The 26861-nt window shown below is 68.6% G+C and carries 18 protein-coding genes and 1 pseudogene; 8 read left to right on the forward strand and 11 right to left on the reverse strand.

Annotation, left to right across the window (positions count from 1 at the left end):
* The first annotated feature begins 71 nt into the window (after window positions 1–71).
* A complete protein-coding gene (gene rpoC, locus CSW60_RS15160; protein WP_099538162.1) occupies window positions 72–4262 on the forward strand; it encodes a DNA-directed RNA polymerase subunit beta' in 4191 nt (1396 codons plus the stop codon).
* Window positions 4263–4667: 405 nt separating this feature from the next.
* Here rpoC and CSW60_RS15165 read toward each other — a convergent pair whose 3' ends face one another.
* Window positions 4668–5618 carry an NAD-dependent epimerase/dehydratase family protein gene (locus CSW60_RS15165; RefSeq protein ID WP_099538163.1) on the reverse strand — a complete coding sequence of 317 codons (951 nt, stop codon included), beginning with the start codon at window positions 5616–5618 and terminating at the stop codon, window positions 4668–4670.
* Window positions 5619–5712: 94 nt separating this feature from the next.
* On the opposite strand from CSW60_RS15165, the gene CSW60_RS15170 reads away from it, so the two are divergent.
* Window positions 5713–6594: a LysR family transcriptional regulator gene (locus CSW60_RS15170; protein ID WP_369801030.1), complete on the forward strand. Its 882-nt coding sequence runs from the start codon at window positions 5713–5715 to the stop codon at window positions 6592–6594.
* A gap of 198 nt (window positions 6595–6792) precedes the next feature.
* Here CSW60_RS15170 and CSW60_RS15175 read toward each other — a convergent pair whose 3' ends face one another.
* A complete protein-coding gene (locus tag CSW60_RS15175) occupies window positions 6793–8592 on the reverse strand; it encodes a methyl-accepting chemotaxis protein (RefSeq protein WP_099538165.1) in 1800 nt (599 codons plus the stop codon).
* Window positions 8593–8650: 58 nt separating this feature from the next.
* Window positions 8651–9880 carry a glycosyltransferase gene (locus CSW60_RS15180; RefSeq protein WP_099538166.1) on the reverse strand — a complete coding sequence of 410 codons (1230 nt, stop codon included), beginning with the start codon at window positions 9878–9880 and terminating at the stop codon, window positions 8651–8653.
* 191 nt (window positions 9881–10071) lie between these two features.
* Between CSW60_RS15180 and CSW60_RS15185 the strand changes: the two genes are divergently transcribed.
* Window positions 10072–10329, forward strand: coding sequence for a hypothetical protein (locus CSW60_RS15185; RefSeq protein WP_236634294.1), 258 nt, complete (start codon window positions 10072–10074; stop codon window positions 10327–10329).
* A gap of 49 nt (window positions 10330–10378) precedes the next feature.
* Here CSW60_RS15185 and CSW60_RS15190 read toward each other — a convergent pair whose 3' ends face one another.
* From CSW60_RS15190 to CSW60_RS15200, 3 genes and pseudogenes are all read right to left on the reverse strand, one after another.
* Window positions 10379–11443 (reverse strand): alpha/beta fold hydrolase, encoded by a 1065-nt coding sequence (locus CSW60_RS15190; RefSeq protein WP_099538167.1) that lies wholly within the window; start codon window positions 11441–11443, stop codon window positions 10379–10381.
* A 41-nt stretch (window positions 11444–11484) separates the two neighbouring features.
* A complete protein-coding gene (locus tag CSW60_RS15195; RefSeq protein WP_099539146.1) occupies window positions 11485–12264 on the reverse strand; it encodes a hypothetical protein in 780 nt (259 codons plus the stop codon).
* Window positions 12265–12439: 175 nt separating this feature from the next.
* Window positions 12440–12702 (reverse strand): annotated as a pseudogene (locus CSW60_RS15200) (hypothetical protein).
* A gap of 23 nt (window positions 12703–12725) precedes the next feature.
* On the opposite strand from CSW60_RS15200, the gene rpsL reads away from it, so the two are divergent.
* The 4 genes from rpsL to tuf all read left to right on the forward strand — a co-directional run bounded on the left by rpsL (window position 12726) and on the right by tuf (window position 17090).
* Window positions 12726–13097 (forward strand): 30S ribosomal protein S12, encoded by a 372-nt coding sequence (rpsL, locus tag CSW60_RS15205; RefSeq protein WP_004624021.1) that lies wholly within the window; start codon window positions 12726–12728, stop codon window positions 13095–13097.
* Window positions 13098–13109: 12 nt separating this feature from the next.
* Window positions 13110–13583, forward strand: a complete 474-nt coding sequence (gene rpsG / locus CSW60_RS15210; protein ID WP_004624018.1) for a 30S ribosomal protein S7 — start codon at window positions 13110–13112, stop codon at window positions 13581–13583.
* Window positions 13584–13699: 116 nt separating this feature from the next.
* A complete protein-coding gene (gene fusA / locus CSW60_RS15215; protein ID WP_066683705.1) occupies window positions 13700–15778 on the forward strand; it encodes an elongation factor G in 2079 nt (692 codons plus the stop codon).
* Window positions 15779–15899: 121 nt separating this feature from the next.
* The gene (gene tuf / locus CSW60_RS15220) at window positions 15900–17090 is read left to right on the forward strand and encodes an elongation factor Tu (RefSeq protein ID WP_066680301.1); all 1191 of its coding nucleotides are present in this window, start codon (window positions 15900–15902) and stop codon (window positions 17088–17090) included.
* Between the two features lie 92 nt (window positions 17091–17182).
* Here the strand turns inward: tuf and CSW60_RS15225 are convergent, their stop codons facing one another.
* Window positions 17183–19384, reverse strand: coding sequence for a catalase (locus CSW60_RS15225; RefSeq protein ID WP_099538168.1), 2202 nt, complete (start codon window positions 19382–19384; stop codon window positions 17183–17185).
* 233 nt (window positions 19385–19617) lie between these two features.
* Here CSW60_RS15225 and CSW60_RS15230 point away from each other — a divergent pair, with 233 nt between their 5' ends.
* Window positions 19618–20598: a sensor histidine kinase gene (locus CSW60_RS15230; RefSeq protein ID WP_236634295.1), complete on the forward strand. Its 981-nt coding sequence runs from the start codon at window positions 19618–19620 to the stop codon at window positions 20596–20598.
* Between the two features lie 6 nt (window positions 20599–20604).
* Here the strand turns inward: CSW60_RS15230 and CSW60_RS15235 are convergent, their stop codons facing one another.
* From CSW60_RS15235 to CSW60_RS15250, 4 genes are read right to left on the reverse strand one after another with little or no spacing between them, the layout of a single operon-like run.
* Complete coding sequence (locus CSW60_RS15235; protein ID WP_099538170.1) at window positions 20605–21081, reverse strand: GNAT family N-acetyltransferase; 477 nt, start codon at window positions 21079–21081, stop codon at window positions 20605–20607.
* A complete protein-coding gene (locus CSW60_RS15240) occupies window positions 21078–24191 on the reverse strand; it encodes an efflux RND transporter permease subunit (protein WP_099538171.1) in 3114 nt (1037 codons plus the stop codon). Before CSW60_RS15240 ends, CSW60_RS15235 begins: the two co-directional genes overlap by 4 nt.
* Window positions 24191–25258 carry an efflux RND transporter periplasmic adaptor subunit gene (locus tag CSW60_RS15245; protein ID WP_099538172.1) on the reverse strand — a complete coding sequence of 356 codons (1068 nt, stop codon included), beginning with the start codon at window positions 25256–25258 and terminating at the stop codon, window positions 24191–24193. Before CSW60_RS15245 ends, CSW60_RS15240 begins: the two co-directional genes overlap by 1 nt.
* An 11-nt stretch (window positions 25259–25269) precedes the next feature.
* The gene (locus tag CSW60_RS15250; protein ID WP_369801042.1) at window positions 25270–26769 is read right to left on the reverse strand and encodes an efflux transporter outer membrane subunit; all 1500 of its coding nucleotides are present in this window, start codon (window positions 26767–26769) and stop codon (window positions 25270–25272) included.
* Window positions 26770–26861: the final 92 nt, after the last annotated feature.

Consider the following 26861-nt stretch of genomic DNA (forward strand, 5'->3'; position numbering starts at 1 on the left):
GGGGGAGGGGCCTCCTTTCAGCCCTCTCCGACTTACGAATTTTCGCGGGAAATCCCGCAGAAGGAACCAAGATGAACCAGGAAGTCCTGAACATCTTCAATCCGGTCCAGGCCGCTCCGACCTTCGACCAGATCCGCATCTCGCTGGCCTCGCCCGAAAAGATCCGCTCGTGGTCGTTCGGCGAGATCAAGAAGCCCGAGACCATCAACTACCGCACGTTCAAGCCCGAGCGTGACGGCCTGTTCTGCGCCCGTATCTTTGGCCCGACCAAGGACTACGAATGCCTGTGCGGCAAGTACAAGCGCATGAAGTACAAGGGCATCATCTGCGAAAAGTGCGGTGTTGAAGTCACCCTCGCCCGCGTCCGTCGCGAGCGCATGGGCCACATCGAACTGGCCTCGCCGGTCGCCCACATCTGGTTCCTGAAGTCGCTGCCCTCGCGCATCGCCATGATGCTCGACATGCCGCTGAAGGACATCGAGCGCGTCCTGTACTTCGAATACTACATCGTCACCGAGCCGGGCCTGACGCCGCTGAAGCAGCACCAGCTGCTCAGTGAAGACGACTACATGCGCGCCCAGGAAGAGTACGGCGACGACAGCTTCACCGCCGAGATCGGCGCGGAAGCCATCCAGAACCTGCTGAAGGCGATCGACCTCGAGAAAGAGGCCGAGAAGCTGCGCGAGGAGCTGGCGGGCAACCCGTCGGACATGAAGCAGAAGAAGTTCTCCAAGCGCCTGAAGATCCTGGAAGCCTTCCAGGAAAGCGGCAATCGTCCGGAATGGATGATCATGACCGTGGTGCCGGTGATCCCGCCGGAACTGCGTCCGCTGGTGCCGCTGGACGGCGGCCGCTTCGCGACCTCGGACCTGAACGACCTGTATCGCCGGGTCATCAACCGTAACAATCGCCTCAAGCGCCTGATCGAGCTGCGCGCGCCCGACATCATCATCCGCAACGAAAAGCGGATGCTGCAGGAGTCGGTCGACGCCCTGTTCGACAACGGCCGTCGCGGTCGCGTCATCACCGGCGCCAACAAGCGTCCGCTGAAGTCGCTGGCCGACATGCTGAAGGGCAAGCAAGGCCGCTTCCGTCAGAACCTGCTGGGCAAGCGCGTCGACTACTCGGGCCGTTCGGTCATCGTGGTGGGTCCCGAGCTGAAGCTGCACGAGTGCGGCCTGCCCAAGAAGATGGCGCTGGAGCTGTTCAAGCCGTTCATCTACGCGCGCCTGGACGCCAAGGGCCTGTCGGGCACCGTCAAGCAGTCCAAGCGCATGGTCGAGCGCGAACAGCCGCAGGTGTGGGACATCCTCGAAGAGGTGATCCGCGAGCACCCGGTGCTGCTGAACCGCGCGCCGACGCTTCACCGTCTGGGCATCCAGGCGTTCGAGCCCAAGCTGATCGAGGGCAAGGCCATCCAGCTACACCCGCTGGTCTGCGCCGCGTTCAACGCCGACTTCGACGGCGACCAGATGGCCGTGCACGTCCCGCTGAGCCTGGAAGCTCAGCTGGAAGCGCGCGTCCTGATGATGTCGACCAACAACATCCTGTCGCCCGCCAACGGTCGCCCGATCATCGTGCCGTCGCAGGACATCGTCCTGGGTCTGTACTACCTGTCGGTCGCCCGCGACGGCGAGCCGGGTGAAGGCAAGATCTTCGCCGACCTGGGCGAAATCGAAGCCGCGCTCGACGCCGGCGTCGTGTCGCTGCACGCCAAGATCAAGTCGCGCTTCACGGAAGTGGACGCCGATGGCGTGGCCCGTCGCCGCGTGATCGACACCACGCCGGGCCGCATGAAGATCGCCGCCCTGCTGCCGCGTCACCCGCAGATCGGCCACCGCCTGATCGAAAAGGCGCTGACCAAGAAGGAAATCGGCAACCTGATCGACGTCGTCTACCGCCACTGCGGTCAGAAGGCGACGGTGATCTTCGCCGACCAGGTCATGGGCCTGGGCTTCAAGGAAGCCGCCAAGGCGGGCATCTCGTTCGGCAAGGACGACATCATCATCCCGGCGCGCAAGACGCAGATCGTGGAAGAGACCCGCAAGCTGGCCGAGGAGTACGAGCAACAGTACGCCGACGGCCTGATCACCAAGGGCGAGAAGTACAACAAGGTCGTTGACGCGTGGGCCAAGGCCACCGACCGCGTCGCCGACGAGATGATGGCCGAGCTTCAGATGAAGCATCGCGACGAGAACGGTCGCGAAAAGGAAATCAACGCCATCTACATGATGGCCCACTCCGGCGCCCGGGGCTCGCAAGCCCAGATGAAGCAGCTGGGCGGCATGCGCGGCCTGATGGCCAAGCCCTCCGGCGAGATCATCGAGACCCCGATCGTCTCGAACTTCAAGGAAGGCCTGACCGTTCAGGAGTACTTCAACTCCACCCACGGCGCCCGTAAGGGTCTGGCCGACACCGCGCTGAAGACGGCCAACTCGGGTTACCTGACCCGTCGTCTGGTCGACGTCGCGCAGGATTGCATCATCGTCGAGGAAGACTGCGGCACCACCAAGGGCATCACCCTGCGCGCCGTCGTCGAAGGCGGCGACGTGCTGGTCTCGCTGGGCACCCGCGTGCTGGGCCGCTTCACGGCCGAGGACGTCAAGGATCCGGCGACCGGCGAGCTGGTCGTTCCGGCCGACACCTATATCGACGAGAACATCGCCGACGCCATCGAGGCGGCCGTGGTGCAGTCGGTGAAGGTCCGCTCGGTCCTGACCTGCGAAGCCAAGATCGGCGTCTGCGGCGCCTGCTACGGCCGCGACCTGGCCCGCGGCACCCCGGTGAACATCGGCGAAGCGGTCGGCGTCATCGCCGCCCAGTCGATCGGTGAGCCCGGCACGCAGCTGACCATGCGGACGTTCCACATCGGCGGCACCGCCCAGGTGGCCGAGCAGTCGTTCTTCGAGGCCAGCAACGACGGTACGGTCCGCGTGATCGGCCCGACGGTCGTGGGCGCCGACGGCGCTCTGGTCATCATGAGCCGCAACACCACCGTCAGCGTTCTCGTGGACGGCAAGGAGCGCGAAACCTACAAGCCGCCGTACGGCGCCCGCCTGCGGGTCAAGGACGGCGACACGGTCAAGCGCGGCCAGCGCCTCGGCGATTGGGACCCCTACACCACCCCGATCATCACCGAAGTGGCCGGCAAGATCCGCGCCGAAGACCTGGTCGACGGCCTGTCGATCCGCGAGGAAGTCGACGAAGCCACCGGCATCGCCCAGCGCGTCGTCGCCGACTGGCGCGTGTCGGCCCGCGGTTCGGACCTGCGTCCGGCCATGGGCGTGCTGGCCGAGGACGGCTCGTACAAGCGCCTGTCCAACGGCGGCGAGGCTCGCTACCTCCTGTCGGCCGGCGCCATTCTCTCCGTCGCCGACGGCGACGAGGTGAAGCCGGGTGAAGTGATCGCGCGTATCCCGACCGAAGGCGCCAAGACCCGGGACATCACCGGTGGTCTGCCGCGCGTCGCCGAACTCTTCGAAGCCCGCCGTCCGAAGGACTGCGCGGTCATCGCGGAAATGGACGGCCGTGTCGAATTCGGCAAGGATTACAAGAACAAGCGCCGGATCAAGATCACGCCGGACGTCGACGCCGACGGCAACCAGCCCGAAGCGGTCGAGTTCCTGATCCCGAAGGGCAAGCACATCGCCGTCCACGATGGCGACTACATCACCAAGGGCGAGTACATCATCGACGGCAACCCGGATCCGCACGACATCCTGCGCATCCTGGGCGTCGAAGCCCTGGCCAACTTCCTCGTCGACGAGATCCAAGAGGTCTATCGTCTGCAGGGCGTGCCGATCAACGACAAGCACATCGAGACGATCGTTCGTCAGATGCTGCAGAAGGTCGAGATCCTCGAGCCCGGCGACACCGGCCTGATCAAGGGCGACCACCTTGATAAGCCGGAGTTCGACAAGGAGCAGGAGAAGGCGATCGCCCGCGGCGGCCGTCCGGCTGTGACCCAGCCGGTGCTGCTCGGCATCACCAAGGCCTCGCTGCAGACCAAGAGCTTCATCTCGGCCGCCTCGTTCCAGGAAACGACGCGCGTCCTGACCGAAGCCTCGGTGCACGGCAAGACCGACACCCTGGAAGGCCTGAAGGAAAACGTGATCGTGGGTCGCCTGATCCCGGCGGGCACGGGCTCCTACCTGCGCAGCCTGCAACGCGTCGCCGCCAAGCGCGACGAACAGCTGGCCCAGCAGCGCGAAGAAGCGATGGAGCCGCTGCCGGCCGAAATCGCCACCGCGGACGCCGAATAGGCCTTCTGGCTTATGGATTAACGGAAAGGCCCGGGAGCGATCCCGGGCCTTTTTCGTTGCGCGCGCTAGAAACCCTCTCCCAACGGGAGAGGGCTGGGCCCATCGCGTAGCGATGGGAGGGTGAGGAGCAGGGCTGGGAGGCGGACGTTGCTCCCGGCGACCTTGAGGCGTAGCGTTGCTGGTATGAGTTCCGGAGGACCGCACATGTTTCCGATGTGGGTGTATCTCGCCGTAGCACTCGCGATTGGGGGAGGGGCCTTCGCCCTGGCGCAGTTCGCTGAAGGGCTCGGCGTCATGTTCGTTATAGGAGCGACCACGATGTGGATCGCCTTTTCCGCCTACCGCGCCGCGAAAAGACGCCCACGGTGCGGGCCCCGCTGACCTCCCTTCGCGGCTCTTACCCCCTCAAACACACCCCATCGCCCGAAGCGTCTCGCGCACCGCCAGGTCCAGCGGCGTGTGCGGCTCGCTGCCCAGCCGCGCCGCCAGCCGGGTCCCGTCCAGCCGAACCGGGCGCTTCCAGAGATAGCGCATCTCCATCATCTCCCTCGGGGTCTCGGCGAACAGCGCCACGAGGCGCAGCAGCGCCCACGGCAGCGGCTTGATCCGCACGGCCGGCTCTCCCAGCGCCCGGACGACGGCCGCGATCATCGCCGTCCCGTCCGGGTCCCAGTGGCCGGCCATGTGGAAGCGGGCGAAGGGCTCGAGGTCGTCCTGTTCGAGCAGTCGGACCATGGTCTCGGCCACGTCGGGCAGATAGGCCCACTGGTGGCCGACGCCGGAGGTGTTCGGGTCCTGGATCGCCTTGGGCCGCGCGCCCGGCTGGACGATCCCCTGGCTGAACCAGTTGTTGGCGGCGCGGGGGCCGAAGTAGTCGCCGGCCCGGACGATCAGCGTCCTCGCCTCTCCCGACCGCGCGGCGTCTTCCAGGCGACGCTCAAGCTCGACCCGGATCGCGCCCTTGCGGGTCGTGGGATTTTGCGGCGCGTCCTCGCCGATCAGGGCCGGGGCGTCGGGGCCGTAGTTGTAGACCGTGCCCGGCAGCACCACGCGGGCGCCGTGGGCGCGGGCGGCGGCCAGGCTGTTGTCGATCATCGGCAGCACCAGCTGGCCCCAGTTGCGGTAGCCGGGCGGATTGACCGCGTGGACGATCACGCAGGCGCCCTGGGCGGCCTCGACCACGTCCTCGCGCACCATGGCGTCGCCGACGTGGCAGTCCATCCCCGGCAGCCGGCCGGCCGCCTCGACGCTCCGGCTCAGCGCCCTCACCGTCCAGCCGCCGGCCAGCAGCCGCCGCGCCATCGTCCCGCCGATCCCGCCCGTCGCCCCGAGCACCAAAGCCGTCTTGCCGTTCATGTTCGCCTCCATTTGCGTGAGGCCAAGATGGCGGAGCGCTATCCGTTCATAAATTGCGGAACTTCTTAGGTCTGATATACGAAAATAGATGAACATGGCCGATCCGAGCTGGGACCTCTTCCGCACCTTCGCCTTCGTGCTGCGCGAGGGCTCGCTGTCGGGCGCGGCGCGGGCCCTGGGCATGACCCAGCCCAGCGTCGCCCGCCACATCGACGCCCTGGAGGCGGCGGTCGGGGCCAAGCTGTTCGTGCGCTCGCAGCGCGGCCTGTCGCCGACCGACCGGGGCCTGGCCTTGCGCCCCCACGCCGAGAGCCTGGTCGCCACCTCGGCGGCGCTGATGCGCGCGGCGTCGGGGACCGAAGACGTCTCCGGAACCGTGCGGATCACCGCCAGCGAGGTGGTCGCCGCCGAGCATCTGCCGCCCATCCTGGCCCAGCTGCGCCGCGCCCATCCGGGCCTCTCGATCGAACTCGCGCCGTCCAACGCGGTCACCGACCTTTTGCAGCGTCAGGCCGACATCGCCGTGCGGATGGTCGCGCCGGCTCAGCAGGCGCTCGTGGCGCGCAAGGTCGGAGCGGTGACGGTGGGCTTCCACGCCCGTCGCGACTATCTGGCCGCGCGCGGGACGCCGCGGACGATGGATGAGCTGCTGACCCACGACCTGATCGGCATGGACACCGAGACGCCGGCGATCCGCGCCGTGCTGCAGCGGTATCCGGGCCTGACGCGGGACGCGTTCGCGCTGCGGGTCGACAGCGACCTGGCCCAACTGGCGGCGATCCGCGCCGGTTACGGCATCGGCTTCTGCCAGGTCGAGATCGCCCGCCGCGAGCCGGACCTGGTCCGGGTCGCGCCGGACCTGTTCAGCCTGGAGTTCCCGCTCTGGATCGCCATGCACGAGGACCTGCGCGGCGGCGCCCGCTATCGCGCGGTGTTCGACGCGCTGGCGGAGGGACTGGGGCGGGTGGGGGGTTAGAGAAATCCCTCTCTTCGGAGAGAGGGAGGGGCCCGCGCCGCAGGCGTGGGAGGGTGAGTGGATAGGCGGAACCGGTGGACAATTTCGTGGGGCTAGGCGCTGGGCGCCGGCGCGCCGGCCGAGGGGGAGGCCACTCACCCTCCCAAGCTTCGCTTGGGCCCCTCCCTCTCTCTAAGAGAGAGGGATTTCGCTACCCCCCTACGCCGCTCGCCGGACGCCCTGCTTCCCGCCCTCGCCCACCCGGAACCGCTGGACCAGGTCGGCCAGGCCGCGCACCTCGGCCAGCAGGGCCTGGCTGGACGCGGCCGAACGGCTGGCCATGGCCGTGGTGTGCTGGGTGCCCTGGTCCATGCTGTTGACGGCCGTGTTGACCTGGCTAAGGCCGGCGGCCTGCTCCTGAGCCGAGGCGGCGATCTCGGTGATCACCGTGCTGATCGCGCTGACCTGGCCGGCGATGCGCTGTAGGGTCTCGCCCGCCGCCCCGACCAGCGAGACGCCCGATTCCACCTGGCGCTCGGAGTCGCTGATGTGGGTCTTGATCTCCTTGGCGGCCTCGGCCGAGCGTTGGGCCAGGGCGCGGACTTCCTGGGCCACGACGGCGAAGCCTCGGCCCGCCTCGCCGGCGCGGGCGGCCTCGACCCCGGCGTTCAGGGCCAGGAGGTTGGTCTGGAACGCGATCTCATCGATCACGGTGATGATCTGGGCGACCTGGCGGGACGAGGCCTCGATGCCGCCGATGGCCTCGACGGCCGAGGCGACGACCTCGCGCGAGCGGCCGGCTTCGCTCTGGGCCTGGCTGACGGCCTGGTAGGCCTCCTGGGCGCCGCTGGCGGTCTTGCGGACGGTGGCGGTGATTTCGTCGAGGGCGGCGGCGGTCTCCTCCAGGCTGGCGGCCTGGGCCTCGCTGCGGCGCGAGAGGTCGTCGGCGGCGTCGGCGATGCCGCCGGCTCCGGCGTTCAGGCCCGACACGGCCGAGATCACGGCGGTCATGGCGCTCTCCAGCCCCTCGACCGCGCGGTTGAAGTCGGCGCGCAGGCCCTCGTAGTCCTCGGCGAAGGGTTCGGTCAGGCGCACGGTCAGGTCGCCGTCCGACAGGCGGTGCAGGCTGTCGGCCAGGCGGCGGACGACCTGGGCCTGGTCGGCGGCGCGGCGCGCGCCCTCGGCCCCGGCGGCTTCGCGCTCGGCCTCGGCCGAGGCGCGGGCGGAGGCGGCCTCGTCGGCCAGGCGGGTCTTTTCCAGCGCCTCGTCGCGGAAGCGATGCACGGCGTCGGCCATCAGGCCGATGTCGTCGGGACGACCGGCGAAGGGCAGCTCGACCCGCAGGTCGCCGCCCATCAGCTTGCCCATGGCGTCGCGCAGGGCGGAGAGGGGAGAAAGCTGGCGGCGGGCCATGACCACCGAGGCCCCCGCGCCGGCCGCGCCCAGCAGCACGCAGGCCAAGGCCAGCAGCCCCAGCTGGCGATAGACCGGCTGGAAGTAGTCGGCCTGCGGCACGCCCACATAGAGCACGCCGATCACCTGGCCCGAGGCGTCCTTGATCGGGTCATAGGCGACGAAGAACGGCCGGCCCAGGACCTTGGCCTCGCCGCGATAGGGCTCGCCCTTGCCCAGCACCGCGTCATAAACGGGCCCCTTGGCGAGCGCCGTGCCGACGGCGCGCGAGCCGTCCGGCTTGGTGACATTGGTGGTGATGCGCTTGTCGCCCATGAAGACGGTGGCGGTGCCGCCCACCAGGGCCTTGACCCGGTCGACGCCGTCGAAATCGCCGTTCAAGGCGTGGTCGCCGACCAGCAGCGTGTCGCCCTCGCGGCGGAACGCCTTGCCGCGCTCGCCGATCACGTCCCAGGCCACCCGCATGCTGGCCTCCTGGTTCTGCGTCGCCTCGCGGCGGGCGACGTCCAGCGAACTCTTGGCCACGATGCCCAGGACCGCGAGGGTCAGGACAAGGAAGGCCGAGGCGATGGTGAGGCTGACTTTCGCGGAGATGCTGGCGCGCATGATACCGGTCCTAAGTTCCGGATCAGAGTGGGCTTGGCGCGCTGAAAACTGATTAAGATCAATGCGAAAACGCTGTTATTCGGGGCTGCTGCGGCGACGGGTCGCATAGGTGGCCGCGCGCCGCGACGGCGGCGGCGATCACCGTGTCGACGCGGTTGTCGAAACGGTGGGCGGCGGCCGCCTTGGCCTGCGCCTTGCGGCCCATGCGCCAGGCCGCCTCGGGATCCTCGGCCAGGGCGGCCAGGCGCGCGAGGCCGGCGTCCAGATCGCGCCAGCGGTAGAGCAGCATGTCCTCGTCCTCGACAAACTGCTCGGCCCACCAGGTCGAGTGATCCGAAGCCACCGCCGCGCCCGCCAGCATCGCCGTCAGCGGCCGCTCGTGCGAGCCGCGCCCGAAATTGGCGTTGGCGTTCAGGACCACGCGCGCGCGACGCATCAGGGCGGCGGTGTCGGTCAGGCTCATCGCCGACGCCAGGCGGAAGCTCTTGTGCGCCTCGATCCAGCCTTCGTAGCCCGATCCCACGCAGAACACGGGCAGCCCCGCCTTGCTGGCCGCCTCGAGCAAGCGCAGGCGCCGCCGCATCCGGACCTCTTCGTGCACCCACGTCGAGTAGCGGCGCAGCTGGACGTAGCGCGGGTCGAGCGGGTCCTGGCCCATGCCGCGCAGAACCTGGTCGACCGCCTCGAGGGCCGGCATGAACTCGGCGCTCATCGCGATCTCGAGCGCGTGATCGAACACGCCGCGGATGCCGGCGCCCTCGTCCTTCCAGGGCAGGGGCTCGACCCCATAGAACGATCCGGCGAAGAGGATCGGAAGCGGCCGCTCGGCGGCGAAGCTCTCGGGGTCCGGATCGGGCTCGACCGGCTCGCCCGCCGCCGCGTGCGGGCAGAAGCCGACGAAGGCGAAGTGGTCGCCGCCGAACGTCGCGCGCACCGCCTCGACGTGGGAGTGATCCACGGCCAGGAGCGCCGCCTGGCGAGGCGTCCCTTGCAGCCTGACCAGATGGCTGAACGGATAGTCGACATACTGGATAACGTGCGGCGCGTTGAAGATCTGGCCGATCCCGCGGCCCTGCGCGTCGCGGTACTCGCCCAGGATGCCGACGGTGTAGACCAGATCCGTTTCGGTTCCCGCCGCGATCGCCATCGCGACGCCCGGATCGCTCTCGGCCATGATGTCGATGACCTTGGTCGCGTAGCCCCGGCGCCGGAACGCGGCGACCATTTCGTCGATGAACAGCCGGGTCGCGCCGTACTGGGATTGCCCCTGGATGAACACCGCACGCATCGGCAACGCTCCACTCAACCTGGGATGGACGCTCCGGGTGTTCGGTTAACAGAACCTTTCGCCCGCGCGCGAAGGGTCTTCCAAGGCCAAGCCCGCCGCCCGGCGGCAGGCCGCCTAGGCGCGCGAGGCCTTGCCGCCCGCCGATCGTCGCCCTGGACCACCCCGACCACCTGACGGCCCGGGCGGGCGAGGTGTTCACGCTCAGCGCCCGGGGCAGCCGCGACCCGGACGGCGACAGCCTGTCGTACCTGTGGCTGAACTATCCGGAGGCGGGCGGCTGGAAGACCCCGATCCCGGCGAAGGGCGCCGAGAACATCTACCGCGTCACGTTCCGAGCCCCGCCCGTGACCAAGCCCGAGACGGCGCACTTCGTCGTGGCCGTGACGGACAAGGGCTCGCCCCCGCCGACGCGGCGCCGGCGGGTGGTGGTGACGATCCTGCCGAGGTAGGGGCGAGCCTGTCCCCTCTCCCTTGGGAGAGGGTTTTCGCGCGGCGGCCCTAGCGCGCCAGCAGCGCCGCCAGGTCCTTCTTCCAGAACGCCGCCGCCGTATGGGTGCCGTGGCCGCGGGTTTCGGTCGAGGCGGGGATCAGGACGAAGCGGGCCTTGGGCATGCGCTTGACCAGCTGTTCGGCCAGGCCCAGCTCCGGCGGATTGATGAAGTCGTCGGCCGAGTTCACCCAGAGCACCGGGACGGTGATCTTCTCCAGGCCCGGCGAGGGATCATAGTTGCGCGAGGCGTCCAGGTAGTAGAGCGCGTCATTGGCCTCGAACGCGCCGATGCGGGCGTTGAACATCTGCTCGACGGCCTTGTCGGCGGCCTCGCGGGTCGGGTAGCGCGCCTGCAGGGCCAGCGGATTGCCGCCGGCCAGGATCAGCAGGTCGGTGGCGGTTCGCGCGCCGGCCGCCGGCTGGGTCTTGTAGTCTCCGCCGTTCCAGGCCGGGTCGGCGCGGATCGCGTCGATGGCCATCTTGCGCCACATGCGGTTGCGGCCGGCCAGGGCCACGGCGTTGCAGGCGAACGGGGCCAGGCGCTCGGCGAAGCCAGGATAGGTCTCGCCCCAGACGAAGGCGTGCATGCAGCCCATCGACGTGCCGAGGATCAGCTTCAGCCGCGTGACGCCCAGGCCCTCGGTCAGCCGGCGATGCTGCAGGGCGACCATGTCGTCGTAGTCGTAGCGCGGGAAGGCCATGCGCAGCCCGTCGCTGGGCTTGGACGAGCCGCCATGGCCGATGTTGTCGGGCATGATCACGTAGGTCTTGGCCAGATCCAGCGGCTGGCCCGGCCCGAACAGCTCGTCGGCGAACAGCGGCGACAGGAAGTTCTTCCCCGAGCCGCCGGTGCCGTGCAGCAGCATGACCGCGTTGTCGATCTGGCCCTTGGCGTCGCGATGGGGCGTTCCCAGCGTCGAATAGTGCATCCGCGCCTCCGCCAGGCGCTCGCCGGACTTGAAGGCTACGTCCTTGAAGGTGACGTCGCCCTCCTTGATCGGCCAGTCGGCGGCCTGGGTCGCGGGAGCGACGGCGAGGGTCAGGGCCAGGGCGGCCAGCAGCGCTTTGATCATGGACCGACGGTAGGCGACGGCGGCGCTTGGTCAAGCCGCGCCTACTGCCCGGCCTTCTTCTTCAGCTCCAGGTACTTCCGGGCCCGGTCCTCGACGTCCTGCTTCTTGCGGATCTGGTTGACCACATCCTTCCGTTCGCGGCCCAGGCCGTCCTGCTCGGCGCCGAGGACGAAGGGGATCTCCTTCATCGTGCCCGGCTGGTCCTTGCTGCGGTGGTCGACGCCGGGCGCCATCGGGCCGTTGACATAGTCGTTGTACAGGCGCTGGGCCTCGCCCTGGGTCTCGAGCGCCTGGCGCTTGGCCGCGTCCATGCCGTCCAGCGGACCGCCCTTGGCCTTGGCGGCGCCGAAGCGCTCTTCGCATTTCTCCCGCTCGCGGCGATTGAGGCCGACGGCGTCGGCGCTGACGCAGCCGGTCGCGCTGCCGCGCAGGGCCGTGCGCAGGTCGCCGGCGCCGTCGCCCGGCAAGGGCGCGGGACGGATGGCGGTGCCGGGCTTGGCGATTCCCGCGGCGGGGACCTCCAGCGTCGGGACGCCGGCGGGCGCGGGCCGCGCGGGCTGGCGCACCTGGAACGGCAGGACCGGGGAGGGGGCGGCCGTCGCCTGGGGCGAGGCGGCGGGGCGGGGCCGGGGCTGCTCCTGCCGTTCGGGGCGGATCAGGTCGACCTGCACGGTCGGCAGGTCGTCGGCGATCAGCGCCTCCAGCAGCGGCGGGACCGGCAGGGCCAGCCAGGCCAGCAGCAGGACGTGCAGCAGCAGCGAGCCGGCCAGGATCGCCGCCTTTTGCCCGTCCCCTCGGCGCCTGCCCGCTGTCCTGATCATGACGCCGCTCGCCAAACGCCCTTCCCCAAAGCCTTTCCCAAAGGCCTTTCCCAAAGGCCTTTCCAAGCCCGCCCGTCTCCCCCACATGGATAGGGCGTCGGCCGAAACAAGCCGCTCTCGCTCAGGGCGAGGCTGCACAGCCTGGAGTGGCGAAATCTTGACCGTAGCGCCAGCGTTAAGAGGGCGTTAACCGGCGCGGGAACAGGCGATTGACGTAAGGCTCCTTCGCGAGTAAATACCGCGCTCTTTTTCGAGGCGGTCGTTCGCGTCCGTCCTGATGAGCCTACGTTCCTCCAGGGCTTTTGTCCGAGAGGAGCTTGACCCGCCGGTATGCATCCCGCGTCCCGGCGAGTTTCGTGTTTATCGGGTCTCCTTGCGGAGCCTTGAACCAAGAACAACAAAGACAAGGACCTGAAGCGCCTCGGCCGAAAGGCACACGCTTCCATCAGAGCAGAGACTTAATGCCTACCATTAACCAGCTCATCCGTAAGCCGCGCTCCCCGAAGCCGGTCCGGAACAAGGTGCCCGCCCTGAAGGGCTGCCCGCAGCGTCGCGGCGTTTGCACCCGCGTTTACACCACGACCCCGAAGAAGCCGAACTCGGCTCTGCGTAAGGTCGCCAAGGTCCGTCTGACCACCGGCATCGAAGCCGTGTGCTACATTCCGGGCGAAGGCCACAACCTGCAGGAGCACTCGGTGGTGCTCATCCGCGGCGGCCGCGTCAAGGACTTGCCCGGCGTCCGTTATCACATCCTGCGCGGCGTCCTCGACACCCAAGGGGTCAAGGATCGTAAGCAGCGTCGTTCGCTCTACGGCGCCAAGCGTCCGAAGTAAGGAAGAAGAAGAATGTCCCGCCGCCGTCGCGCCGAGAAACGCCAAGTCCTGCCGGATCCGAAGTTCGGGGACCTGGTTGTCACAAAGTTCATGAACTACGTGATGTACGAAGGTAAGAAAGCTGTCGCCGAGAACATCATCTACGGCGCTTTCGACATCCTGGAAGCCAAGCGCAAGGACCAAGGTCCGCTTGAAACCTTCCACTCCGCCCTGGACAACGTCGCCCCGGCGATCGAAGTCCGGTCGCGTCGCGTTGGCGGCGCCACCTACCAAGTGCCGGTTGAAGTCCGTCCGGACCGTCGCCGCGCCCTGGCCATCCGTTGGCTGGTGACCGCCGCTCGCAAGCGCGGCGAAAACACCATGACCGAAAAGCTGGCCGGTGAGCTGCTCGACGCCTCGAACAACCGCGGCACCGCCGTGAAGAAGCGCGAAGACACCCACAAGATGGCTGAAGCCAACCGGGCGTTCTCGCACTATCGCTGGTAAGCTTTTCGCTCCCAGCACTCTTTCAGGCGCGGGCGGTTTGAGATAAACCGCCCGCGCCGCACGTTTAATCCCGGTCGTGTCCGTCCAGGGCCGTCCCGTTTCGCAGAGCGATCGCTATGCCCCGCACGCATAAAATCGAAGACTACCGCAACTTCGGCATCATGGCGCACATCGACGCCGGTAAGACGACCACGACCGAGCGGATCCTGTATTACACCGGTAAGTCGCACAAGATCGGCGAAGTCCACGACGGCGCCGCGACCATGGACTGGATGGAGCAGGAGCAAGAGCGCGGCATCACGATCACGTCGGCCGCGACGACCGCCTTCTGGAACGGCAAGCGCCTGAACATCATCGACACCCCCGGGCACGTCGACTTCACCATCGAAGTGGAACGCTCGCTGCGCGTTCTCGACGGCGCCGTGACGGTGCTGGACGGCAACGCCGGCGTCGAGCCGCAGACCGAGACCGTCTGGCGTCAGGCCGACAAGTACAAGGTTCCGCGGATCGTGTTCGTCAACAAGATGGACAAGATCGGCGCCGACTTCGACAAGTCGGTCGAGTCGATCCGCGACCGTCTGGGCGCCAAGGCCGTGCCGATCCAATTCCCGATCGGCGCCGAGTCGTCGCTGAAGGGCCTGGTGGACCTGGTCCGCATGAAGGCCGTGGTCTGGGACAACGACGGCCTGGGCGCGTCCTACAAGGACGAAGAGATCCCGGCCGACCTGATGGACAAGGCCCTCGAGGCCCGCAACTACCTGATCGAGAACGCCGTCGAGCTCGACGACGAGGCCATGGAAGCCTATCTGGGCGGCGAAGAGCCCTCGGAAGAAACGATCAAGAAGTGCATCCGTAAGGCCGTTCTGACCGGCGCCTTCTATCCGATCCTCTGCGGCTCGGCCTTCAAGAACAAGGGCGTCCAGCCCCTGCTCGACGCCGTCGTCGACTACCTGCCCTCGCCGGTGGACATCCCGCCGACCAAGGGCATCGACTTCAAGACCGAAGCCGAAGTCGAGCGTAAGGCCTCGGACGACGAACCGCTGTCGGTCCTGGCGTTCAAGATCATGGACGACCCCTTCGTCGGTTCGCTGACCTTCTGCCGCATCTACTCGGGCAAGCTGGAAACCGGCATGTCCCTGATGAACTCGACCCGCGACAAGCGCGAGCGCGTCGGCCGCATGCTGCTGATGCACTCGAACAACCGCGAAGACATCAAGGAAGCCTACGCCGGCGACATCGTCGCCCTGGCCGGCCTGAAGGAAACCCGCACGGGCGACACCCTGTGCGATCCGCTGAAGTCGCCGGTCATCCTGGAGCGCATGGAGTTCCCGGCCCCGGTTATCGAAATCGCCGTCGAGCCCAAGTCGAAGGCCGACCAGGAAAAGCTGGGCGTCGCCCTGCAGAAGCTGGCCGCTGAAGACCCCTCCTTCACCGTCTCGACCGACCACGAGTCGGGCCAGACGATCCTGAAGGGCATGGGCGAACTGCACCTCGACATCAAGATCGACATCCTGAAGCGCACCTACAAGGTCGAAGCCAACATCGGCGCGCCGCAGGTGGCCTACCGCGAGAGCCTCTCGAAGAAGGCCGAGATCGACTACACCCACAAGAAGCAGACCGGCGGTACGGGCCAGTTCGCCCGTGTCAAGCTGGTGTTCGAGCCGGGCGAGCCGGGTTCGGGCTTCGTGTTCGAGTCGGCCATCGTCGGCGGCGCGGTTCCGAAGGAATACGTCCCGGGCGTCGTGAAGGGCCTGGAATCGGTGAAGGACAACGGTCTGCTGGCCGGCTTCCCGGTCATCGACTTCAAGGCCACCCTGATCGACGGCGCCTTCCACGACGTCGACTCGTCGGTCCTGGCCTTCGAAATCGCCTCGCGCGCCGCCTTCAAGGAACTGCGTGAAAAGGGCGCCCCGAAGCTCCTCGAGCCGATCATGGCCGTGGAAGTCGTGACGCCGGAAGAATACCTGGGCTCGGTCATCGGCGACCTGAACAGCCGCCGTGGCATGATCCAGGGCCAGGACATGCGTGGCAACGCCACGGTGGTGAACGCCTTCGTGCCGCTCGCCAACATGTTCGGCTACGTGAACACCCTGCGTGGCATGTCGCAAGGCCGCGCCCAGTTCACGATGCAATACGATCACTACGAGCAAGTGCCGCAGCACGTCGCCGACGAAGTGATCAAGAAGTACGCCTAAGCCTTTTCCTTCGGGAAAAGCCTAGACGCGGATGGGAGGGGCCTCCTCGGAGACCCCTCCAGCCCACCCCAGAAGTAGTCCAATCAACTGAAGGCCCCTCTGGGGTCCTGGAGCTAAGAAGATGGCCAAGGAAAAGTTCGAACGTACTAAGCCGCACTGCAACATCGGCACCATCGGTCACGTTGACCATGGCAAGACGACCCTGACGGCCGCGATCACGATCGTGCTGGCGAAGACGGGCGGCGCGACCGCCAAGAACTACGCCGACATCGACGCCGCGCCGGAAGAAAAGGCCCGCGGCATCACGATCAACACCGCGCACGTCGAGTATGAGACGCAAAACCGTCACTACGCTCACGTCGACTGCCCCGGCCACGCCGACTACGTGAAGAACATGATCACCGGCGCCGCCCAGATGGACGGCGCGATCCTGGTCGTGTCGGCCGCTGACGGCCCGATGCCGCAGACCCGCGAGCACATCCTGCTGGCCCGTCAGGTCGGCGTGCCGGCCCTGGTCGTGTTCATGAACAAGGTCGACATGGTCGACGACGAAGAGCTGCTCGAGCTCGTCGAAATGGAAGTTCGCGAACTGCTGTCGAGCTACCAGTTCCCGGGCGATGACATTCCGATCGTCAAGGGCTCGGCCCTGGCCGCCGTCGAAGGCCGCGACGCCGCCATCGGCGAAGACCGCATCCTCGAGCTGATGACGCAAGTCGACGCCTACATCCCGCAGCCGGAACGCCCCGTGGACCTGCCGTTCCTGATGCCGGTCGAAGACGTGTTCTCGATCTCGGGCCGCGGCACCGTGGTCACCGGTCGCGTCGAGCGCGGCATCGTGAAGGTCGGCGAAGAAGTCGAAATCGTCGGCATCCGTCCGGTCCAAAAGACCACCTGCACGGGCGTCGAAATGTTCCGCAAGCTGCTGGACCAAGGTCAAGCCGGCGACAACGTGGGCGTGCTGCTGCGCGGCACCAAGCGTGAAGACGTCGAGCGCGGCCAAGTGCTGTGCAAGCCGGGCTCGATCACCCCGCACACCAAGTTCGTGGCCGAAGCCTACATCCTGACCAAGGAAGAAGGCGGCCGTCACACCCCGTTCTTCACCAACTACCGTCCGCAGTTCTACTTCCGCACGACGGACGTGACGGGCATCATCAAGCTGCGCGAAGGCGTGGAAATGATCATGCCGGGCGACAACGCCGAGCTGGACGTCGAGCTGATCACCCCGATCGCCATGGAAGAAAAGCTGCGCTTCGCCATCCGCGAAGGCGGCCGCACCGTCGGCGCCGGCGTCGTCTCGAAGATCGTCGAGTAATCGAACGGTCTTAGCGACAGCTAGACAATGCGAAGGCCCCGGAGAGCAATCTCCGGGGCCTTTTGCTTTTGGGGCGGGCGAAGGAGGGGCGCCTACGCCGCGACCACCAGCGGCTTGGGCGGCGGACGCACCAGGGGCTCGCGCGCCCAGACGCGCCCGGCCGACGCCGCGGCGATGAAGTCGTCGAGGCTGGCGTGGGGCAGGGCGATCAGGCCCGCGTCGTCATCGGGCCCCACCTCGGTGATCCCGCCCGCGACGAACAACGGCGCGGCCGAGGGCAGGTAGGCGATGACCTTCAGGTGGCCATAGGCGTCGCGCAGGAAGTTGACCGCCGCCGCCTCCATCGCCAGCTGCTCGCCGCCGTCTTCCGAAGGCAGGATCGCCACCGCGTCGAACAGCACTGAGGGACCGCCGTCGATCTTGTGATCGGCGGGCAGGACCTGGCCGCCGGCCGTCGTCACGCCGTAGATGGTCGGGGCGATGACCTGCAGGTGCGCGCCGGCGGCTTCGACGGCCGCCTTCAGCTTGGTCACCAGCTTGTCGTCGCAGCCGTCGCTGACCATGACCCCGACCTTGCGGCCCTCCAGGGTCGGCTCGGCCTTGGCCAGGATGCTCAGCATGGGCGAAGGATCCATATCCTTGGCCGGGATGGGCGCCGGCGCCGGGACGATCTGGCCGGTGAAGCCCAGGCCCTCGGCCACCGATTGCGCCAGGAACGCGTCGATGTGGACGAGGCGCGACAGCACCGCCTCGCGCACGCGCGGCGTCACGCACTTGCTGAGCTCGAAGACCAGGGCGGCGATGATGTGGTCCTGCTCGGGCTTGGTCTGGCTGGCGAAGAACAGGCGCGCCTGGGTGTAGTGGTCGGCGAAGGTCTCGGGCCGCAGGCGCAGCTGCTCGCCCGCCTCGGGATTGGGGAAGGTGTGATAACCCCGCTCCAGCGACTCGCGCGCCACGTCGGCGCCCAGGCTCGACGGTTCGTAGTTCACCTGGCCCTTCGGTACGCCCATCTGCATGTGCCCGTCGCGCTGCAGGTTGTGGAACGGGCACTTGGGCTGGTTAATCGGGATCTGGTGGAAGTTGGGCCCGCCCAGGCGCTTGAGCTGGGTGTCCTGGTACGAGAACAGGCGGCCCTGCAGCAGCGGGTCGTTGGTGAAGTCGATCCCCGGCACGACGTGAGACGCGCAGTAGGCGACCTGCTCGGTCTCGGCGAAGAAGTTGTCCGGGTTGCGGTCCAGCACCATGCGGCCGACCACGCGCAGGGGAATGATCTCCTCGGGGATCAGCTTGGTGGCGTCCAGCACGTCGAAGTCGAAACCGTCGGCCTGCTCCTGGGTGAAGGTCTGCAGGCAGAACTCCCACTCGGGGAAGTCGCCGCCCTCGATCGCCTCCCAGAGGTCGCGGCGGTGGAAGTCGGGATCGGCGCCGTTGATCTTCAAGGCCTCGTCCCAGACCACCGACTGCGAGCCGAGCTTGGGCCGCCAGTGGAACTTCACGAAGGTGCTCATCCCCTCGGCGTTGATCAGGCGGAAGGTGTGGACGCCAAAGCCTTCCATCATCCGCAGCGAGCGCGGGATGGCGCGGTCGCTCATCGCCCACATGATCATGTGCATGCTTTCGGGCGTCAGCGAGATGAAGTCCCAGAAGGTGTCATGCGCGGTCTGGGCCTGGGGGAATTCGCGGTCGGGATCCTGCTTGGCCGCGTGGATCAGGTCGGGGAACTTGATGGCGTCCTGGATGAAGAACACCGGGATGTTGTTGCCGACGAGATCGAAGTTGCCCGCCTGGGTGTAGAACTTGACCGCGAAGCCGCGCACGTCGCGCGGAAGGTCGGCCGAGCCCTTGTTGCCGGCCACGGTCGAGAAGCGGGTGAACACCGGGACGCGCTCGCCTGGGCGCTGCAGGAAGTCGGCGATGGTGACGTCGGCGCAGGACTCCAGGCACTCGAAGAAGCCGTGCGCGGCCGAGCCGCGGGCGTGGACCACGCGCTCTGGGATGCGCTCATGGTCGAAGTGCATGATCTTCTCGCGCAGGATGAAGTCCTGCAGCAGCACGGGGCCGCGCGCGCCGGCCTTCAGCGAGTTCTGGTTGTCGGCGATGGCCACGCCCTGGTTGGTGGTCAGCTGGGTGTCCGGACCGTCGGCCTGCTGGTGCGTCTCGCCTCCAGGGGCGACCAAGGTTTCGCCTTCGGTCGACGGACCGGCGGGCTGGGGAGCCTTGGTCGAGTTCGGCGCCGCGGATTTCGCGCCGCCGCGCGGGGCCGTGCTGGCCTTGGTCTTCGCCGGGATGGCCATGGGGCGTCTTTCGGTTGTGGGAAGTTGGCGGGATAACGTCCCCGCGAGATCGAAGGTTGCGGTCGCCGACCCGACATACGAGCGGCTGTGTTCGCGGGTCGCCCGCGCGAGGTCACGGCCCGCCTCTTCTTCGCAGCTCGGGACGGAGCTTCGCCCCGCAATGTCGGGTAGGCGCTTGACGGCCTTCGCCGAAAAGGCGAGCACCGTTTTCTAAACGGAGGCGGCGCTTGGACGTGAGAGGCAGGATCAAGGCCAGTCCAGGCGCGCGCTATGCCTTGGCGGCGGCGCTCGCGGGCCTGTCTTTTCTGCTTCGGCTGGGCCTGGATGGGTTTTTCCCGCCCGGTTTTCCCTATCTGACCTTCTTCCCGGCCGTCGTGGTCTGCGCCTATTTCCTGGGGCTGCGCCCGGCGATCCTGTGCGCGACGTTGTGCGGCCTGGCCGCGTGGTACTTCTTCGTCTCGCCCACGCCCGGCTTCCACCTGAGCTTTCCGGTGCTGCTGACGGTGGGCTTCTACGTCTTCGTCGTGGCGGTCGACATCTTCTTCATCGACGGCATGCGCCAGGCGCTGGACCAGCTGCGCGAGGAGCGCGAGCGCTACCGGAACCTCGCCGAGAGCCGGGACCTGCTGTATCGCGAACTGCATCACCGGGTGAGCAACAACCTGCAGGTCGCCGGCGCCTTACTGCGGCTGCAGGGGCAGGGCGTGATGGACGTCGACGCGCGCCATGTGCTCGATCAGGCCGGCGCGCGCATCGAGGTGATCGCCCAGATCCAGCGCGAGTTGCACAACGCCGTCGGCGAGCCCGCGCCCTTCCGCGTCTTCGCCGAGGCCCTGCTGGCCAGCGCCGCCGCGGCCGCCGGAGCGCGCGTGACCCTGACCCTGGAGGGCGGCGAAGAGCCCCTGCATCCCGATCAGGCCACGCCGGTGACGCTGGTCATGCTGGAGAGCTTCAACAACGCCTTGGAGCACGGCTTCGGAGAGGGCGGGGAAGGGCGGGTGCGCGTGTCGCTGGACCAGTCTGGCCTGACCCACCTGCTCAGCGTCTGCAACGACGGCGCGGCGCCGCCGACGGGGTTCGATCCGATGCGGTCAAAGAGCCTGGGCCTGCGCATCGTCCGCGCCATGGCCCAGCAGCTGGGCGGCCGCTTCGAGATGGCGCGCGAGGACGGCTGGACCGTGTGCCGGCTCAGCTACGCGCCGCGTCGGGACTAGGCGGGCCTAAAGCGTCAGGCGATAGAACCGTGTGTCGACGGCCATGCGCGGGAAGGCGGCGGGCAGGTAGTCGGCCTCGACCCGGGCAAAGCCGTTCTTCTCGTAGAACCGGTGCGCGGCCAGGAAGCGGTCGGTGGTGCCGAGCCAGATCTGGCGCACGCCGTGGGCCCGCGCGTGCTCCAGCGCCGCCGCCAGCAGGGCGCTGGCCGCCCCAGCCGGGCCTCGACCCTCGGGCCGGACGAACATCTTGCGCAGCGCGACCGCGCCGCCGCCGATGTCCTTCAGGGCGATGGTCCCGACCACCCGGCCGTCCAGCTCGGCCAGCCAGAACTGCCCGGCGCCCGTCTGGTACCAGCCGGGGATGTCGGCCAGGTCCGGCTGGTCCTGCGCGGAGATGGCGACGCCGAACTCCTCGCGCTGGATCGGCAGGATCACGTCGATGACGGCCTGGGCGTCGCCGGGGCGATAGGGGCGGACGATCATGCGCGCTCTTCCGAACCGGCCGCGTCCTTCGGGGCCTCTTTCGGCGTCACGAACCGGGTCAGCTTGGGCTTCAGCCACTTCTCGAAGTCGTCGATGATCTCATAGACCACCGGCACCAAAACCAGCGACAGCACGGTCGAGGTGATCAGGCCGCCGATCACCGCCACGGCCATCGGCTGGCGGAATTCCGAGCCCTTGCCGATGCCCAGCGCCGTGGGCAGCATGCCGGCCATCATCGCCAGGGTGGTCATGATGATCGGCCGGGCCCGCTCGCGGCAGGCGTCCAGGATCGCCGTGCGCTGAGGCACGCCCTGGCGCTCCTCCTCGATCACGTACTCGACCAGCAGGATCGAGTTCTTGGCCGCCAGGCCCATCAGCATCAAAAAGCCGATCATCGACGGGATCGACAGGCTCATGCCGAAGGCCAAGAGGCCGATGAACGCGCCGCCGATCGCCAGCGGCAGGGCCGACATGATGGTGATCGGCTTGAAGAAGCTGCCGAACAGCAGGGCCATGACGCCGAACACCAGGAAGACGGCCGAGCCCAGCGCGATGGCGAAGCCGCCGAACAGCTCGCCCATGGCCTCCTCCGTGCCGGCGGTGGCCTTGGCCACGCCCTTGGGCGGGTTCTTCATCACCGGCAGGGCGTCGATGTCCTTGGTGGCCGTGCCCAGCACCACGCCGGGGGCCAGGTCGGCCTCGACGGTCAGCTGGCGCTTGCGGGCGTAGCGCTCGATCTTGGCCGGACCCGCCTGGAAGGCGACCTCGGCCACGCTGTCCAGTCGCGTGAAGCCGCCGGAGGCCGTCGGCACGCGCAGGGCCTTGATCTGCTCGAGGTCGCCGCGGGCGTCGTCGGCCAGGCGGACGCGGATCGGCAGGCGGCGCTCGCCGTCGGTCAGCTTGGCGACATTGGCGTCGATGTCGCCGACGGTGGCGACGCGGGCCACGGCGGCGATGTCGGCGGTGGAGACGCCCAGGCGCGCGGCCTCGTCCGGCAGCGGTCGGATGACGATCTCGGGGCCGCTGGGCGGGGTGGCCGGACGCGGGTCGGCGATGCTGGCCACGCCGCGCATCTGCCGCTCCAGCGTCAGGGCCGCGCGCTCCAGGGCGTCGCCGTCGTCGCTGGTCAGGATGGTCTGGACCTCGGCGGCGCCGTCGTCGCTGAGCAGGGTCAGGCGCACGTCGGGCAGGTCCAGCAGCTTGTCGCGCATCAGGGCGCGGATCTCGGTCACCCGCAGGTCGCGCTTGTCGTGCAGCACGACGGTGATGGTGCCGTCGCGCAGGTCCGAGCCGCCGCCGCCGCCGCCCGGGCCCATGCCCGCGATCTGCGAGCCGATCTGGGCGAAGACGTGGGCGGTCTCGGGGCGGGCGCCGAACAGCTTGGTGATCTGCGTCACCGCGCGGTCCATGTCGGCGGCCGTGGCCCCCGGCGGGCCCTGGACCTTCATGTAGTAGTAGTTGTTGTTGGCCGGCGGCTGGAAGCCGGTGGGCAGGCCGGCCGACAGCATGACCGAGCCGATGAAGATCGCCACGCCGATCAGGCAGCTGACGATCCGGTGGTCCAGCGCCCAGCCCAGCGCCTTGCGATAGGGGCCCTCGAACGGCTTGCGCGGCTTGGCGTGGGCGACGGGCTTGAGGAAATAGGCGGCCAGCAGCGGGGTGAGCAGGCGGGCCACGACCAGCGAGAACAGCACCGCCACGGCGACCGTCAGGCCGAACTCGCGGAAGAACTGGCCGGGGATGCCGGGCATGAAGGCCACCGGCGCGAACACCGCCACGATGGTGAAGGTGGTGGCCACGACCGCCAGGCCGATCGAGTCCGCGCCGATGATGGCCGCCTCGTAGGGGCGCTGGCCGGCGGCCACGCGCTTTTCGATGTTCTCGATCTCGACGATGGCGTCGTCGACGAGAATGCCGATGACCAGGGTCAGGCCCAGCAGCGTCACGACGTTGAGCGAGAAGCCCATGATCGCCATGAAGATGAAGGTCGGCACCAGCGACATCGGCATGGCGATGGCGGTGATCAGGGTGGCCCGCCACTCGCGTAGGAACAGCAGCACCACGATCGCGGCCAGGATCATGCCCTCAACCAGGGTGCGGACCGTGGCGTCGAAGCTGGCGCGGGTGTCGTCGACGACCGAATAGATCTTGGTGAAGGTCACGCCCGGATGGGCCGCCTCCAGCTTCTTGATCGCGGCGTTGACCCGGTCCTCGACCTGGACGTCGCTGGACTCCTTGGTCTTGCTGACTTGGAAGGCCACGACCGGGCGGCCGTCCAGCCGGGCGAAGGACCGAGGCTCGGCCGCGCCGTCGCCGATCTGGGCGACGTCGGTCAGCTTCACATAGCGGCCGCCGGCCACGGGAATGGTCAGGGCGCGCAGGTCCTCGGCCGTGTGCGCCGCGGCCAGCACGCGGACGGTCTGCTCGCGGGCGCCGACGATGGCCCGGCCGCCGGGGACGTCCTGGCTGAAGCTGGCCAGGGCGTTGCTGAGCTGCGGCGCGGTGACGCCCGCGGCGGCCATGCGCTCGGGGTCGACGATGATGTTGATCTCGCGATCGACGCCGCCCACGCGAGCCACCTGGGCCACGCCCTTTTCGCCCTGCAGGGCGCGGGCGATGGTGTCGTCGACGAACCACGACAGGTCGGTCATCGACATGTCCGGGGCCGAGACCGCGTAGGTGTTGATCGGCAGGGAGTCGAGCTCGATGCGCTGGACGATCGGCTCGTCGATCTCGCGCGGCATCTCGGTTCGGGTCTGGTCGACCTTGGAGCGGACGTCGTCGACGGCCTTCTGCAGGTCCATGCCCATCTCGAACTCGATCTGCGTGGTCGAGGCGCCCTGGACCACGGTCGAGCGGATGCTCTTGACGTTCGAGAGGCTGGCCACCGCGTCCTCGATCGGACGGGTGATCTGGGTCTCCATCTCGCCGGCGGCCGCGCCGCTCTGGGTGACGGTGACGACGACCATCGGGAACGAGATGTTCGGGAACTGCTTGATCGGCAGCATGAAGTAGCTGGCGATCCCGCCCAGCATCAGGGCGATGAACAGCACCGCGATCGGGATCGGGTTCTTGATCGCCCAGGCGGAGACGCGAAGTTGCGACGACATCAGCGGGCCGCCTTTTCGACCGGCTTCACCTTGTCGCCGTCCAGGGTGAAGGCCGAGCCGCCCAGCAGGACGCGCGTGCCGACCGCCGGGCCGTCCAGCAACTGAACCCAGCCGCCGGACCGGGCGCCGGTCTTAACGGGGATCTGGCGGGCGCGGTTCTGGTCGTCGACCGCCATCAGCGAGGCCCCTTCGGCGTCGAGGCGCAGGGCGGCTTCGGGCACGGCGGCGACCTGGACGCCCGAGGCGCCGAACACCGCGGTGGCGACCCCGCCCGCGCGCAAGGCGTCGTTCAGCGGCAGCTGCACGCGCACGCGGCCAAGACGCGTCGTGGAGTCGATCAGCGGGCTGATGATGCGAACCTTGCCCGACACCGTCGTCCCGCCCGGAATGGTCACCTGCGCCGGCTGGCCGACGCGGACATTGGCCAGATCGGCCTCGTTGACCTCGGCGTTCAGCTCCACGAGGCCGTCGCGGGCGATGCGGAACCAGGGCGTGCTGCCGCCGGCCACGTCGCCGGGACGGACCGTGCGCTCCAGCACCCGGCCCGAGACCGGGGCGGTGATGGTCATGCGGCGATCGCGGGTCTGGAGCTCGGCGAGCGCGGCGGCCTGGGCCTTGGCGGTGTAGCGGCGGCTCTCGATCTGCTCCTGGCTGAGGATCCCTTGGCCGTCGAGGCCGGTGACGCGCTTGGCCTCGGCCTCGGCCTGGGCGGCGACGGCGGCCTGCTGGGCGATCTGGGCGCGCAGCAGGGTGTTGTCCAGCTGGGCCAGCGGCTGGCCGGCCTTCACCCAGGCGCCTTCCTCGACGAAGACCTGGGCGACGCGGTAGCCCGAGAGCTCCGAGCCCACAGCCGCCTCCTCGCGCGGGATCAGCTGGCCCGAGGCCTTGAAGCCGCCGCCCAGGGCGCGGGTCTCGACGCGGGTCACCGAGACGGTGCGGGCCTGCTGGGCGCCGGCGGGCTTGGCGGTGTCGGTCTCGGCCTTCTTGCCGCAGGCGGACAGGCCGCCGCCGACGCCGACGAGGGCGGCGCTGACCAGGGCGGTGGCGATCAGGGAGCGGGTCGTCATCGGAGCGGGTCTCATTGCGCGGAAGGCTTCTGGGGAACGCTGGCGGGCGTCCAGCCGCCGCCGAGCGCCTTGTAGGTCTGGACGGCGCGTTGCAGCGCCTGGGTCTGGGCCCCGGTCAGGGCCGTGCGGGCCCCGCGCCAGGACTGCTCGGCCTGCAGGGCCGTGGTCAGGTCGGTCAGGCCGGCGGCGTAACCCTTGCGGCTGGCCTCATAGGCGATGGCGGCGCGGCGCTCGCCGGCGGCCAGCAGGGCCACCCGCCGCTGGTCGGCGTCGAGTTGCACGAGCGCGTTCTCGGCCTCGCCGAACGCCTGCTGCACGGTCTGTTCGTAGGTGATCGCCGCCTGCTCGACGCGGGCGCCCTGGGCCTTGATGTCGGACATCAGCTTGGGGATGTCGAGCACCGGAACCGAGAGGTTCGCGCCCAGGGTCCAGGCCGAGCTGGTGGTCGAGGTGGTCGCGCCCGGCTGCAGGAAGCTGGGGCTGATCGACTTCGTCAGGCCGGCGCTGGGGGCCAGGGTCACGGTCGGAAACAGGGCCAGCTCATTGACGTTCAGGGTCGCCGAGGCCGACAGCAGCCGCGCGGCGGCCTCGCGCACGTCGGGGCGGCGAGCCAGGAGGTCGCCGGGGGCCGTGGCGGGCGTGGCGGGAACCTTGGCCAGGACCGGCTCGACCGGCAGGCTCGCCAGCGGATCGACCCCCCGGCCGACCAGGATCAGCAGGCTGCGGCGGGCGGCCTGCAGCTGGGCCTCCAGCTGGGCGACCTGCGCCTCCGCCTGGGCGAGGTCGGCGGCGGCGCGCTCGCCCTCGGAGGTGGCCGAGAGACCGCGGCGGCCCTTCTCGGCGGCGACGTCGTACAGGCTCTGGGCGATGCGGGCGCTCTGGCGGGCGTCGTCCAGCTGCACGGCGTAGCCGCGGGCCTCGAAATAGGACTGGGCGACATTGGCGGCCAGGGCCGCGCGGGCGCCCTCGTAGACGAAGCGGCTGGCGGCCAGGTCGTTGTCGACCACCTTGCGGGCGGCGCGGCGGCGGCCGATCAGATCGAGCTCCCACGAGACGTCGAAACTGGCCGAATAGGTCTTGCTGACGCCGCCCTGGGTGAAGCCGCCCGTGCCGCTCTGGTCGATGATGTCGGTGTCGGTCCGCTTGGCCGAGCCCGTCAGGGGCGTGGAGGGGATGTAGAGCTGGCGGATCTGGCCCTGGCGCGTGGCGCGGGCTTCCTCCAGCCGCGCGGCGGCCAGGCGCGCGTCCGGCGCCTGGGCCAGGGCCGTGGCGACCAGATCGTTCAGAACCGGATCGTCGAAGCTGGTCCACCACTGGTCCAGCGTCGCGGTCGGCAGGGCCTTGCCGGCGGGCGCCTCATAGGCGGCGGGCAGGCGCGCGTCGATCTTCGGAGCGGGGGTGACGCAGCCGCTCAGCGCGACCGCCGTCGCCGCCAGCAGGGCGCCGCGCGCGCGGGAGAGGGAGCCAGAACGCCCGGCCGCGCCGGTCTTGGCGAAACGCATGAAAATCAGTTCCGATAGTTGCGGCGGCTGGACGCGAGACGGCGACCGATGTTGTCCCACTTAAGCGTCCCCCATTAGGCGTCCCAAGGCGAATGCGAAAC

This window comes from Caulobacter sp. X (genome assembly GCF_002742635.1).
In the GTDB taxonomy this organism is placed as follows: Bacteria; Pseudomonadota; Alphaproteobacteria; order Caulobacterales; family Caulobacteraceae; genus Caulobacter.